The organism is Chloroflexota bacterium, assembly GCA_023475225.1.
Taxonomy (GTDB): Bacteria; Chloroflexota; UBA6077; order FW602-bin22; family JAMCVK01; genus JAMCVK01.
Window position 1 is genome coordinate 1 of record JAMCVK010000009.1, and the last position, 13990, is coordinate 13990.

General features: G+C 56.0%; 11 protein-coding genes. All 11 read right to left on the reverse strand.

The window, feature by feature from the left end; genetic code table 11:
- Window positions 1–528: 528 nt before the first annotated feature.
- Window positions 529–1947 (reverse strand): extracellular solute-binding protein, encoded by a 1419-nt coding sequence (locus tag M1136_01650; GenBank protein MCL5074344.1) that lies wholly within the window; start codon window positions 1945–1947, stop codon window positions 529–531.
- Window positions 1948–2110: 163 nt separating this feature from the next.
- Complete coding sequence (locus M1136_01655) at window positions 2111–3067, reverse strand: nucleoside hydrolase (protein ID MCL5074345.1); 957 nt, start codon at window positions 3065–3067, stop codon at window positions 2111–2113.
- Between the two features lie 23 nt (window positions 3068–3090).
- The gene (locus tag M1136_01660; protein MCL5074346.1) at window positions 3091–4083 is read right to left on the reverse strand and encodes an ADP-ribosylglycohydrolase family protein; all 993 of its coding nucleotides are present in this window, start codon (window positions 4081–4083) and stop codon (window positions 3091–3093) included.
- Between the two features lie 17 nt (window positions 4084–4100).
- Window positions 4101–4946, reverse strand: coding sequence for a hypothetical protein (locus tag M1136_01665; protein ID MCL5074347.1), 846 nt, complete (start codon window positions 4944–4946; stop codon window positions 4101–4103).
- A complete protein-coding gene (locus tag M1136_01670) occupies window positions 4939–7029 on the reverse strand; it encodes an alkaline phosphatase family protein (protein MCL5074348.1) in 2091 nt (696 codons plus the stop codon). The genes M1136_01665 and M1136_01670 overlap by 8 nt, the downstream gene beginning before the upstream one ends.
- A gap of 56 nt (window positions 7030–7085) precedes the next feature.
- Window positions 7086–9035 carry an alkaline phosphatase family protein gene (locus M1136_01675; GenBank protein MCL5074349.1) on the reverse strand — a complete coding sequence of 650 codons (1950 nt, stop codon included), beginning with the start codon at window positions 9033–9035 and terminating at the stop codon, window positions 7086–7088.
- 48 nt (window positions 9036–9083) lie between these two features.
- Entirely contained in the window at window positions 9084–9935 is an 852-nt protein-coding gene (locus tag M1136_01680) for a carbohydrate ABC transporter permease (GenBank protein ID MCL5074350.1), read from the reverse strand.
- Window positions 9936–9969: 34 nt separating this feature from the next.
- Window positions 9970–10962 carry a sugar ABC transporter permease gene (locus M1136_01685; protein MCL5074351.1) on the reverse strand — a complete coding sequence of 331 codons (993 nt, stop codon included), beginning with the start codon at window positions 10960–10962 and terminating at the stop codon, window positions 9970–9972.
- A 37-nt stretch (window positions 10963–10999) separates the two neighbouring features.
- Entirely contained in the window at window positions 11000–11758 is a 759-nt protein-coding gene (locus M1136_01690) for an MTAP family purine nucleoside phosphorylase (GenBank protein MCL5074352.1), read from the reverse strand.
- A 24-nt stretch (window positions 11759–11782) separates the two neighbouring features.
- On the reverse strand, window positions 11783–12859 hold the full coding sequence (gene mtnA / locus M1136_01695; GenBank protein MCL5074353.1) for an S-methyl-5-thioribose-1-phosphate isomerase: 1077 nt from the start codon (window positions 12857–12859) through the stop codon (window positions 11783–11785).
- A 23-nt stretch (window positions 12860–12882) separates the two neighbouring features.
- Window positions 12883–13990 (reverse strand): alkaline phosphatase family protein (locus M1136_01700; GenBank protein ID MCL5074354.1); only part of this gene is annotated, 1108 nt, incomplete at its 5' end.

A 13990-nucleotide genomic window follows, 5' to 3' on the forward strand; every position in this document is an offset into this window, starting at 1 on the left:
CAGGTTGAGCCCCAGAACCCTCCTTGACCTCCCCCACTCCGGCGGGAGAAGGGGGGTATCTGGACTAGGGCGGAGCCCTAGAACCCTCCCAGAAGGGGATCCCCTTCTGGACTACCCCCTGGAAGAGGAGAGCAGGGACCAGGTTGAGCCCCAGAACCCTCCTTGACCTCCCCCACTCCGGCGGGAGAAGGGGGATTGGGTCTAGACTATCCCGATTCACTCCAAGTAGTGGGACGGTGCCCTCCCTCCGTGACCTCCCCTCTCTCCAGTGGGAGAAGGAGGGATAAATTTGGGGGTACCCCAAACCCCCACCTGCGGCGGGCAGGCCAGCAGAGGGGCTTCGCTCCTATGCGCCCCCCATCCAGCGGGAGAAGGGGGGATTGAATATAGGCTGTGTCCCCAGGCCATCCCAGTCCTTCGAAGAAGGACACCCCCTTGGAACCCCATTATTGACAGTCATTGAAATAATCGGATCGCTGCTGGAGCGGGCAGTTCCTGCCCGCTCCAGCAGCACACTCAGCGCTGGCTTTACTTGCTTTCAGCCAACAACTTGTTCGCCTTCGCCGTCAGCTCCTTGACGGCCTCCTCCGGGCTCCTCTTCAACGTGAGCACAGACTCGGCCGCAGCGATTTCATAATTGCGGATCTCGCCGATAGCAGCGATGTTCGGCCCTTCCAGCTTAGCGTAAGGCATCACCTCAAAGGCCACCCTATTTAGCGGATCAGCCGCTAAATACGCCTTGTACTTCGGATCCTCTGTGGCCGATTTTCGCAAGGGCAGGAAGCCGGCCTCAATAGCCCATTGTACCGTCGCCTCTCGACTCGTCCAGAATTTCAGGAACTCCCAGGCGGCCAGCTGCTTTTCCGGCGTGCTCTTGAACACAGCTAGGCTGGGCCCGAACATCACCGTGGCTGGATCCTTATTGTCCGCTGCCTGTGGGATGAGAGCTGCCCCATACTTGAACTTGTCCTTGATGCCATTCTTCAAGAAAGGAAGAATCGTGCTTGGACGAATGATGAAGGCCACCTTGCCCGCGATGAAATCGTTCATATCATCGCCAATGGTCGGCGCAAGGGTGATAAAATAGCCATAACCACCCTTAATGAACGTTTCCAGCAGCTGGAAGGCTTTCAGCCCGGCCGGCTGATCGTGAAGGGCCTTCGTGCCATCCTCGCTGAATGATTTGCCCCCGAAGGAGTAAATCATGGCATGGATGGGCGAGGGACCATGGAAGACAGCATAGCCGTTCTTGCCCAGCTTCTCCTTCGCTGCTTTACAGGCGGACAGGAATTCATCCCAGGTCTTCGGGGGGATGGTCGTCACCCCCGCCTCTTTCAGCATATCCGCATTGTAGTACATAATCAAATCACTGACGGTGAAGGGGAAACCAAGCAGCTTGTTGCCATACTGACGATAGGTGACGCGCTGGATGACCGGTTTGAAGAAATCATCCATGCTCTCCTTGGAGAGGCCATACTTCTTGCTGGCCACGTAGTCATCGAGAGCCACCACGACACCAGCCTTGGCGAAGTTAGCGATATTATTCTCGTAAGCTACGGCCATATCAGGCGGGCTGCCAGCTTGAATAGCGGCCATCAGCTTCTGATAACTTTTGGTGAAATCACCCGCGTATTCAGCCTTGATCTTGATGTTCGGATACTTCTTCTGGAACTCATCAATCAGTTTCGCCTGGGCCTTCTCGTGTATCCCAGTCCAGGTATGCCAGTAGACGAGCTCCACCGGAGCTTTCAGTTCCACCCAATCCACCGGGTTTTCCGGGGTGGGTGTCGCTACCGGCACAGGGGCTTTGGTTGGCGTAGGGGTGACTGCAGCAGCCACAGGTGCTTTCGTTGGCGTGGGCATTGGGGCCGGCACAGCCGGGGCACAGCCAACAACAAGAACCCCTATCAAGATAGCCACCAGCACAATGTTAAGAAATCTCACCATCTTTCGTCTCCTTTCCCTTGGAAAAATTGACACTGCCCAACAGATCCTCCAAAACTCTAATCGATCTTTCAATGCAAAAGGTACATCCACCTCCTTTCGGAGCGCTTAAAGCCCGCTTGCCCAAAATATCTCGTCTCCTGCACCCGTAAGCTAGCACAACCGTTTAACCCGGCAAAGTTAGATTCGCCGATTCGGTGGCCAGGGTGTTTACAAAGAACCGAAGAAACCGCTCAGCATCCACATCCAAACAAACCTTGACATTCGGCGGCGGAAATTCCCGTCTCTTGCGGCGATCAGCGACTGTCTGCCCGCTAGTAAACTCCCCGCTCGTCTCCACCTCCACAGCCAAATCGGCTGTGGTCACCAGCGTCCTGTCGATGGCCACAGCCACAGTCATCGGGTCGTGCAAGGGACAACCAGACAAGCCAGAGGAACGCCGGTAAGAACCCATATAGTGCTGCAATAAGGCCAACACGAAGTCATTCACAGGCGACGGCACTGAGCGAATCGGCTCCAGGTGATCGGGTGTGAGGATAGCCTTCATCGTTACATCTAAGCCTACCATCGTCAGCGGCATGCCTGAATGGAAGACAATCTTGGCCGCTTCGGGATCACGCCATATATTGGCTTCCGCTACCGGGGTGACATTGCCCGGGCGAGCCACCGCCCCACCCATCAAGAATACCTCCTTGACTTCCTTAGCCAGGCGGGGCTCTTTAAGAAGGGCTAAGGCCAGATTGGTCATGGTTCCACTGGTGATAAGGGTGATCTCACCCGGCGAAGCCATCACCCGCGATATAAGAAGGTCTACCGCATGTTCCGACAGAGGCCGCAGCTTAGGCTGAGGAAGATTCGTATTGCCCAACCCATCCTCGCCATGCACGTGCCGACCAAGATGTAAAGGGCGGACTAATGGCCTGCTCGCTCCCTTGGCCACAGGGATATCATCAGCTCCAGCCAACTCGAGTACCTTGAGCGTATTCTCCGTCACCTGCTCTATTATGGTGTTACCCGCTACAGTCGTTATGGCCTCTATAGCCAGTTGTCTGCTCCTCAAAGCCAACAAAATGGCCATGGCATCATCGATGCCGGTGTCCACATCCAGGATCACCCGTCGCATCCGCCAACCCCCTGGTCAGATTATTACGTCGTTAGAGCCAACAACTGTTGCGCCAGCTGCCGCAGATTCAGGTTGTTGACTTCCTCGATCAGCTCTATATATTCTCCGGGAAAAGCTCCTACACCTGTGAAGGCCCCGGCGATGCCACCAGCGATAGCCCCAATAGTGTCACAGTCACCACCCATATTCGCCGCATATAGAACAGTCTTCAGCGGGTCCCCCTCGGCCAACACGAATAGACCCAGGGCCGCCGGCACCGTCTCGGCTATGGCTACCGTTGCTCCAATATAGTCATAGAGGTCGGCGTAGGCTTCCCCTGGTGATGACCCTCGCCTGGCTATCCGCACAGCCCAATCTATGCGCTTATCTATAGCCGGACCCGGCACTTCCCTACCCCGCTCCCTACCCAAAATCGCCCCCTCCTTGCTGGCGGCTACGACCCCATCCACACTTCCCTCGCCACCCAGGCAACTGGCGATAGCACAGGCGATGGCCGCAGCGCCGGAGATGGCCAGACTCGTGCCATGGGTTGGCAAACAGGCGATCTCTGTGTCAGCCACAACGCCAGGAATATCCCCTGGATGGATGATCCCGATGGGGCTGATCCGCATCGCTGCCCCATTGGTATCACCGTACTGTCCGGCCTGCTGGCAAGGGACACCCTGAAGCAATAGAGAGAGGGCCCGCTTTGAGCTGGGGCCAAGCAGATCTGTTTCCAGGGCCCTATTATCTATAGCCCACTGCACTAAGGCCGCCGCCACGGCCTCGGCGACTACTGCTCCCCTCTCAATGATCGCCTTGGCCAAACAGAGCGTCTGTTGGGTATCATCAGTCACTTGACCAGCCCTCAGCCCAGCGTGGATGGGATGATCCGCTGGACCGGGTAGAAACCCCTCGATTCGGCCAAAACGCTCCTTTATCTGTCTTGGCGTCCAAAGGGAGGAGGGCATCCCCATCGCATCACCCAGAGCCACCCCCATCAGACAACCGTAAGCTTTATTCAAAAGATCACTCATCTCCAATCTCCACTATCTCAAAATATAGAACCGATGATACGCAGCGGTGCACGACTTGCTCTCCTTAGCCAGGAAAGGTCCTTCTCGGACAAGGCCACAAGGACACAGGTACTGGGCCCGGCCGATTTCTGAAGATCAACCGCCGCCGGCTCAACTAGCTGCAAACAGCATCCGGCCGTCCCAGCCATGATTGTTGCCTCATATTTTAGGCCATGGGATCCCACTGGCAATACATCATGAATGCGCCTGGAATGGCTAAGCCATCTCACCAGGGGCAGGGCAACAATCTCTGGATCATCGAAAGAGACCTTATCTTGAGGGCCAGACTTGGGCAAGCCGATACAGGCGACAATATCACCGACCTGTGCTCCGCCTGGCTTGAGATCCCTCTCCCGCGCCAAACCAATCACCGTTACCCCTAGTCCTGTTTGGCTGGTAGGCACATTGTCTTCCGTGCTTCCCGTTATTACCACTTGAGGATCCAGTCCCAGACCGGCCACCTCCGCCCTTATACCCGCGATGATTTCCAGGCCGGTGGGATCCATCTCCACGCTCAGGGTATCAATCACGATCAGCGGCATGGCGCCGCTGGCTAAGACCTCCATTAGAGCTACCCTGGCCCCCGCCCGTCCCAACGAGAAGCCAGGAACCTTAACTACATCATTTTCCTTCGGTCCAATCCCACCATCAGAATCACAACCGATAACCAGATAAAAGTCTTTGAACAGATTGACCAGAGTGAGGTCGCGCTGTCGCCGTGGTAACAATGGCCCACCAACCCCGCCGCCCGCTGTCTTCAACAAACGATATGCCCGTAGCAGCTCGGCATAGGAATTTATCGGCCAGCGTTTCACCTCAGCCAACCTCTAAGGCGTTCCCCACGATGTTGCCCTCGGATTGAGCCGGGGCTGGGATGCCCAAAAGATAGGCGATCGTCGGCGCCACGTCTACAGTCCAGGGCGGCACAGGCAGCCGATAGCCTCGCTTTATCCCCGGCCCAGCCATCACCAGGACCGCTCGTACCGAACAACCACTGATCTCTGCGTTTGGCAAGTAGCAGTCGTGTATGCCTTGCAAATAGACACCCCGGACGGCCCATATCCCTTCGTACACAGTCTCGAAGCCCGTCTCCGGGATCAGTGATGGGTCGATAGGACCGGCGGAGAAGATGGTACGTTTATTTGAGTAGCCAGCAGCGAAATAGTAAACGATGTCGCCGACCCTGTCTCCCCACTGTCCCAGGAAGCTGGCCTCCTCCGTGCGCAGGGCCAGTACCACCGGACACTCCCCCGTCTCCGGGTCCCGCATCGAGTAAAGAGCCTTTATGGCCTCGGTGCGCACTCTTTCGTACTCCTCGCCAGGCCCCACGATGCCCTGCGGCTCTCGCCCCTTGAGGTTCACCCAGATGTTCATAGCCAGAGGAAAATCGCCGAGGATAACCTTGCTCTTCTCCCAATCCAGCACCAGGCGCCCAGCCTCATCTTTCTTGTAGGACAAAAGACCAGCCTCCATAAGGGCTTTTCCTGCCCAGACCGTCTTCAGCGTGGGTATGCAGCCATGGTCGGAGAGGACCACTTTTAGCGTCTCTTCATCAGCACAGTGACGTAAGATCTCCCCCACCATCTGGTCCAGCACCTTGTACTCCTGGCGAAACCTCTCCCAGGCCTCCTCCGCCCTTTGGGGATCGTAAAGGGCCCAATCAGGACAGATCTCATTCTGGGTCTCGTGGTAGAGGCCGTCCGGGGCGTGAAGCTGGACAATGAGGAGGTCCCAGGGATACTTCTGGGCCAGATAACGCGTCATCGCCGCTATCCCCGCCGCCTGATGGGGGATCGACGTGGGCTCATATACCGGGCAGATGACCGGCACCTTCTGGGTCAACTCCTCCTCTTCCCCTGCCCGCTCACCACTCTCCAGGGCCAGCATCTCCTCAATCAACTCCTCCCCTACCCCCTCCGGATAGGCCCAGCCCTCGGAATTGAAGATCACCGTCCGCTGTAGGCTCACCCTCCTCCCATCCGACGATAACTCCTCCAGATGTATCTTGAACTTGCCCCGCACCGGCGCATAGGGCGTCTCAAAGTCAGCACGAAGCCACCCGCTCCACTCCCCCACCTTGAGCACACAAAGAGCCTCCTTAGCATCCTTCTCCCTGGAGATAAGCACCCGATCATATCCCCCACCTTGAGCGCCCAGGAGCAGAAGATGATAAACTAGCTTCTCGCTAGAAGACGCATCACCTACCCTCCAGCGCCCATCCTTGTCGGCCCAGAACCCCACCGAGCGAGGCACCACAAGCTCCCCCTCCAGGGGCGGACGTGAGAAGGGGGGGAGATTGCGCCAGCCAGCAGCCGGGCCAAGGCTGAGCGGGATGGGACCGCGCGGATTGTCCCCCAGGCCGAGCGGAACGGAAACTAACGGCATAGGACCTTGCACCTCATCCCCACCGGCGATGTAGCGATTGGGATGACTGAGGCGGGAGAGGACGGAGGAGTAGGGACCGGAGCCATCAACCACAATGCCCTTCTTGATGTTGGGTGGCCAGCCACCGGGATAGTTGACCAGGATGCACCTCTTGCCCGCCTGTTCCGCCGCCTGCCAGATGTACTCGGCCCGCGATAACTGGTTGAGGTTATTCTTGGCCCTATTGGGGAACTTGGGGAAGAGGTTTTCGCTGAAGTTGCGAGGCTGGTCGAAAGGTTCACCAGGCAAATGGACGCCGAAGGTGTTGTTGCCGTGTGTCCCCGTCCAGGCGCCGGTGGCCAGGCTTGTCCAATTGGTCGGTGTATCCACAGGTGGCGAGGAGTACATCGGCGAGTAGACCCCCTCAGCCATCAAACGCTTGATGGCCGGCATGTTTCCCTCAGCCACGAACTTTTCCACCATCTCTGGCATCAGTGCATCCAGCCCAATGAGGATGACCTTCTTGACTCGTTTGGAGTTCATGGATTAGTCCTCCTTATGTCAAAATCGCTGTAGGAGAAACTCCAGCATTAATCAGCTTATTCGTTTTCATCCAAAAGGTCCCGGAGCACCCGCCCTTCCGCCTGGCGCGGCGTGGGGATACCCCAAAAGGCGGCTATGGTAGGGGCCAGGTCGATCAGATGGATCGCCTTCTCCCTTTCCACACCACGTTTGATTCCTGGCCCGGCGAAGACGGTCATCGCCCGCATAGAGCCGATCTTCGCTCGGGAGGTATGAAAGTTGCCATGGTGTCCCCCACGATAGCGTACCTTGGCGAAGGTGATCACATCACCTACCAGCTCACCATGCAAACCAAAGACCTCCGCATCTTCCTTACGAAAGACGATCTGCATTAAGCGCCTGTCAGGATGTCCATCGACCCGGATATCTTCCACTATATTAACCACCTGTTCTACGACCTGGTCGTACTCCTCCGGCTCAACGATGCCGTGCGGCTCTCGACCTTTGAGGTTAACATAGATGTAGCCGTCGTGGATAAGGGCGGCCTTGGTCTTTGACCAATCGATCTTCCGCTTGGGCACGGGCGTGTAGCCCCAGGTCTCCAGGGGTTCCTCTGTTTCCACCGTATTCTTGTAGGCGAGCAGTCCATGCTTTTCTAGTACGCCATTTATGTCTACCCATCGCGGTGCTACGATTTCGGTATGTCCATGGTCTGAAGTGAGAACGATCAGCGTATCCTCATCAGTATGCTTTAGTATCTCACCTATATACTGATCGGCCAGCTCATAGGTTCTGCGAATTACATCGGTGCCCAGATCGTGCAACTCGTGATCGGGATTTAAAGCGGTTAAAAAGGAATGGTCCATATGGTCGATGCCATGCCATTGGGTAGCAAAGAAGTCCCATTTCTTAGTAGTCATCAGATAATCAGCGGCCTTACTTAACCATTCGATCTGATACTCCAGCTCTTCTATAAAGAGCTTGGCTGCTTCTTGAGCATTAATCCAATGCCACCAGTACACCCAACTGATACCACCTATCTCCTGGAAGGGACCTATCCTTTCGGTCAAATCCTGGGCTAGAGCAGGAGGTACGGTCCAACCGGTGACAGGATATACCTGGCTTTGATACAAACGAAAGTCCTTAGCATCGGGCGTGAGGGCAACCAGCTTATAGCGAACACACCCTTCTCGCCTGCCCTCCTCCGTTATAAACTCCAAGCGACACCAATCGCTCCACTCATCGACACCGATGTTGGCCAGGGCATCCTGCACATTTTTTGACGTAGAGATGATTACCCTGTCATACCCTTCACCACGGCTATTCAGGATTAAAGCGTAGAGGGGGCGCACCTCACCATGCGTCGTCGTGAGACGGATGAACCCCTCTAAGGCAGGTCGAGTGGGGTCCGGGATATTCTGCCAACCCGTGGCCGGTCGCAAATCCACACGAAAGCCCATAGGCAGCGCCCGCGGAGGCGGTGCAGCACTGAAGGCGAAGCCCTGGGGCAAGTCGCGATTTCCATACATGCAACGAGGCGCCAAGGCCAAGGCACTCCAATCCGGATCGGCAAAGCCTTCGACTTGGATACCGTGATTCACCGTAGGCGGCCAAGAGGTGGTGTATTTTAAGAGCAATGGCTTCTTGCCAGCCCTCTCGGCGGCCTGCCAGATGCGCTCAGCCTTGCAGTAATAAGAGAAGAAGCCACTTTCCAGCTCATCCAGCGGTCGACCGGGCCGGTGCATCCACATCGCCACTGTCCCATGCGTCCCCGGATGAGCGCCAGTGGCAATGGTGTTCCAGTTCATAGCCGTCCCCGGGGGCAACGAGGCGAAAGCCTCCGTCGTTACCCCTCTGGCCATCAGGTTAGTCATGTTGGGCAACACCCCCTCGCCACCGAACCGCTTCACCAGATCCAGCGTCATCGAATCAATCCCGATGAGTACGACCTTCTTCGGCCTGCCTGCGCCACCATCGCGGCTGACAGGAGTAACCATTGTAGATTCTGTTCCTTTGGATTCAGACATTATACGTACGACTCCTTTCTGCACTTTATTTCGATTACGGCTGTTCCATCAGCCCTTTATTCCAGTTCGAGCGATCCCTTCGATGAACTGTCTTTGGGCAAAGAAGTAGATAATAATGATCGGCAGGACGGTGAATGTGGCCGCGGCCATAAGCAGCTGGTAGTAGATGCCTTCCTCAGTGAGGAAAACAGCCAGTCCCACTTGCAATGGCCGCATCTCCGAGGAGGAGGTAGTGATAAGTGGCCACAGGAGTGCGTTCCAGCTGCCCAGGAAGGAGAAGATACCACAGGTGAGCAAGGCCGGCACCGATAAGGGCAAAGCTATATGCCAGAGAAAGCGATGGTGCGTACAACCATCCACCTGAGCCGCCTCATAGAGATCTAATGGTACGCTTAAGAAGAATTGACGCATCAAAAAGATGCTAAACACCTGTGCTGACCAAGGTAGGATCAGGGCCGCATAGGTATTGTACCAACCAAGTTTCTTAACGATGACGAAGTCGGGAATCAATATCACTTCAAAGGGGATCATCATCGTCGCCAGGAAAAGTACGAAAATTAGATCCTTTCCTGGAAGACGAATGCGGGCGAAGGTGTAGGCCGCCAGCACCGACGTCGTCAGAACCAAAAAGGTCACTGAGGTGGAGACGAAGATGGAATTGAAGAAGTAGCGACCAAAGGGGGCGGAGTTCCAAGCCTCAATCCAGTTACTGAACATCCACACCTTGGGCAAAAGCGTCGGTGGGAATTGAACAGCCTCATCTAAGGTCTTGAAGGAGGTGGTGACCATCCAGTAGAACGGGAAGACAACGATCACTACTCCCACCAAGAGCACAAGATGGATCACCACCCGCCCAAAGATACTCTGTAAGCGGTAAAACCAAGTAGTCTTTTTCTTCATTGCGTTCCCTCGCCGATACAACACACCAGCCACATTAATAATGCACCCGCTGTCCGACGACACGTATTTGGATGATGGTGAGGCCAAGGATGACGAAGAACAGCACAAAGGCCACTGCAGAGGCATAGCCCACCCTGGTGTACTCATAGAAGTTGGAAAAGATGTACATGGTTACCGTCCGTGTCGTGTCCACCGGACCACCATTGGTCATTATGTAAATCTGATTGAAGGCCTGGAAGGCACGAATAGTAGTGATTATACCGAGGAAGAAAAGGGTCGGCGAAAGCAGGGGTAGAGTGATATGGCGAAGAAGGTGCCGTTCCTTGGCCCCATCAATGCGGGCCGCTTCATAGAGCTCACCAGGGATATTCCCCAGACCGGCCAGCATAATGACGATATCGAACCCTGCCGACTGCCAGATAGTCATCAGCATCACCGCTACTAGCGCCAGGCTGGGACCTCCGGCCCATTCCGGGATGGTGATACCAGCCCCGCCAAGCAAGAGCTTGAATATCCCCGTCGGTTCCAATAGCCACTGTTGCATTGGCAAGCCCAGCAGGTTGAAAAAATAATTCGCCGCTCCGCCCTGGGGGTGATAGATCCAACGCCAGACCATCGCCGCAGCCACGATCGAGGTGATGTAAGGAAGGAAATAGACCGTACGAAAGAAGGAACGGGCGATGATCTTCTGAAAAAGCAAGTAAGCGACGAAAAAGGAGATAGCTAAGGCTAGGGGCACCGTGCCTAACACAAAGTAGAAAGTCACTAGCAACGAGTTCCAGAAACCCTGACTACTCAGGACCGTCGCGTAATTTTCCAGTCCGATGAACTTTTCTGGAAGCAGAGCCCAGCGAAAGAGGCTGATATAAAAGGCATAAAATACCGGGGTGAAGTGAAAGAGGACGATGATGACGGTCGCTGGAAGAAGGAAGAGAATACCAGTGAGGGCTTCCCCCCAATACTTCCGGCGACGAGCGAGGCGAGCCCGCTGTTCCAACTCCGCCGGTCGAACCATCATTTCGGACATATACTCTCTCCTTCTGGTTTAACTCAGGGGGCCCAGACTACAGGACGGCCTGTGCCTGACAAGCACATCTCTTCTCCTCCGGAATCATGCTTACAGTTTCTAGGATTACCTCCTGCAACTTGGGCAAGCTGCGGCGCATCATCTCGCGGTGAGCCTCGTGACTGGGGCGAGTCTGGGTCAATCCCGCTCCCATATTCGTCACCAGGGCTAAGAGCCCGTAGCAAAGTCCTAACTCACGGGCCAAGGGGGCCTCGGGTATGTTCGTCTGACCTACCACATCCATCCCCAGGCGCTGGAGCATCCTGATCTCAGCAGCCGTCTCGTAACGCGGACCCTCAAAACAGACATAGGTACCCAGCGGGTGAATGATGATATCCTCAACCTTAGCCGCTCCTTGCTGCACCGCCTGGCGCATCTCTGAACAATAAGGTTCCGTCACATCCACGTGCCCTAGCCCGAAGGTTTGGACCCTATTCTTGCTGAAATCCACTAATTGATCGCAAACCACCAGATGCCCAGGTTGCATTTGGCTGTTGAGTGAGCCCACGGCTGAGACGCCCAGCACCCTATCTACACCTAATTTCTTAAGGGCCATAAGATTGGCCCGGTAATTGACTTGGGCGGGTAGAAGAGTATGACCCACACCGTGGCGAGGAAGGAAGACTGTTTCCCGCCCACGACAGCGCCCCTGGAAGACGTGTGCTTTGCCAAAGGGGGTATTAATGATTCTCTCCTGCCTATCCTCCAGCATCGCTGGATCATAAAGTCCTGTCCCACCAATAATACCTATTTTCATTCTGGATCCTCCCTTACCTAAATCTTAAGCCCCGAAGAGCCGAGCCAGGTTAGCCTCATAAGGAGGGCTTACTACCCCCAAGGGGGTAATCAGACCACGGACCAGCCTGGCTGGGGTAACGTCAAAAGAGGGATAAAGTGCCCCAACTCCCTCAGGAGCAATGCGTTGTGTACCCAGATACAATACCTCGTCTGCATCCCGCATCTCGATGGGGATCTGTCCCCCAGTGGGCGTGGAAAGATCGATATTAAAGCGTGACGTAGCCACATAGAAGGGCACATCGTTGTCGGCCGCGGCCAAGGCCAACATATAGGTGCCGACTTTATTAGCTACGTCCCCATTGGCGGCCACGCGATCAGACCCCACGATGATGATGTCGGCCATTCGTCTCTGCAAACAGAATCCGGCCATGTTGTCTGTGATCAAGATAACCGGAATACCTAACTGCTGAAACTCCCAGGCCGTAATGCGCGCCCCCTGAAGATAGGGACGGGTCTCGCAGGCGATCACTTTGATTTTATACCCCCGTTCCATCGCTTGACGTACCACAGATAACGTTCGCCCACCATAGCCCACCCCGGCTAGCGCACCGGCGTGGCAATGGGTCAGCATCGTCATACCATCTCGCATAAGCTCCGCCCCGGCCTTCCCCGTCCCCTTCTCATCGGCCAGCTGCGCCTCTACGAACTCTATGACAGCGCGTTGTAGGGCCACTACTAACTCTTCGCCCTGCAACCCGCTGACCTTGGCCGTGATAAGATCGATCGCCTTCAGGGGAGCTGCCGCGGTCGGGCGAGCCCGTCGCAGTAAGGCCGCCGCCTCCCGAAGTTGAGACGGATCACCTCCTGATCGAACCCCGGCCAGCAGGAGTCCATAAGCCACCGTGCTGGCTATAGACCCTGATCCGCGCACCTTCATAGCGACGATGGCTTCGGCCACCTTCTCCACGGTATCCAAAGGTAGGATGTCCCGTCTGAACGGCAGGGCCGTTTGATCGAGCATCATAACCCGCCTTTGCTCAAACCACACCGGCAGCAGCAGCCCCTGCTGACGCAAGCTCCCCGTAAACTGATCTATCGCCGCTAGCGCTTCCTTAATCATCCTTCTGTCCTATCCAAAGAAGCTCAACCTATCTCTAAGGCAGTACTGACAACCTTGCCCTCACATTGAGCTGGCGCAGGGATGCCCAAAAAGTGGGCGATCGTCGGCGCCACATCCACCGTCCAGGGCGGAAGCGGTAGCCGATAACCCCTCTTTATCCCCGGCCCAGCCATCAGCAGAACCGCTCGTACCGAACAACCACCGATCTCTGCATTTGGCATATAACCACCGTGTAACCCCTGCATAGAACCGTGCCTGGTCCGAATACCCCCCTCACCCACGGGGTAGAAGCAGGTCTTAGCATTGATCGCCTCTTCGCTAGGCGCCAGATTAGACATCGTGGGCTCTACGGCGTAGCCAGGGCGGAGATAGTAAACAATATCACCGACTGTATCGCCCCACTGTCCCAGAAGGGCAGCATCCTCCTTGCGTAGGGCCAGGGCGATCGGACACTCACCAGTCTCTGGATCTTTTAGAGAATAGAGGGCTTTTATCGCCTCACTGCGTACCCGCTCATATTCCTCCCCAGGCTCAATAATACCGTGCATCTCCCGACCCCGCAGGTTCACCCAAACATTGTGGGCCAGCGGTTGGTTGCTGGCCAAGGACTGGTCAGCCAAAATGGCCTTCGTCCTTGACCAATCGAGCACCAATTTACCGTTCTCTTTCTTGTAAGATGACAGACCAGCATCAAGGAAGGAGCGACCAAGCCATACCGTCCTGAACGCCGGTACGGCCGCATGGTCGGAGAGCACTATCACCAGGGTCTCCTCATCGACACAGGCGTTCAGCATCTCCCCTACCGCCGCATCCAGCACCTTATACTCCTGGCGAAACCTCTCCCAGGCCTCCTCCGCCCTTTGGGGATCGTAGAAGGCCCAATCGGGACAGACCTCGTTCAAGGCATTATGGTTCAAAATATCGGGGGCGTGAATCTGGACAAAGAGGAGGTCCCAGGGATACTTCTGGGCCAGATAACGCGTTATCGCCGCTATCCCCGCCGCCTGATGCGGAACCGACGTGGGCTCATACACCGGGCAGATGACCGGCACCTTCTGGGTCAACTCCTCCTCTTCCCCTGCCCGCTCACCACTCTCCAGGGCCAGCATCTCCTCAATCAACTCCTCCCCT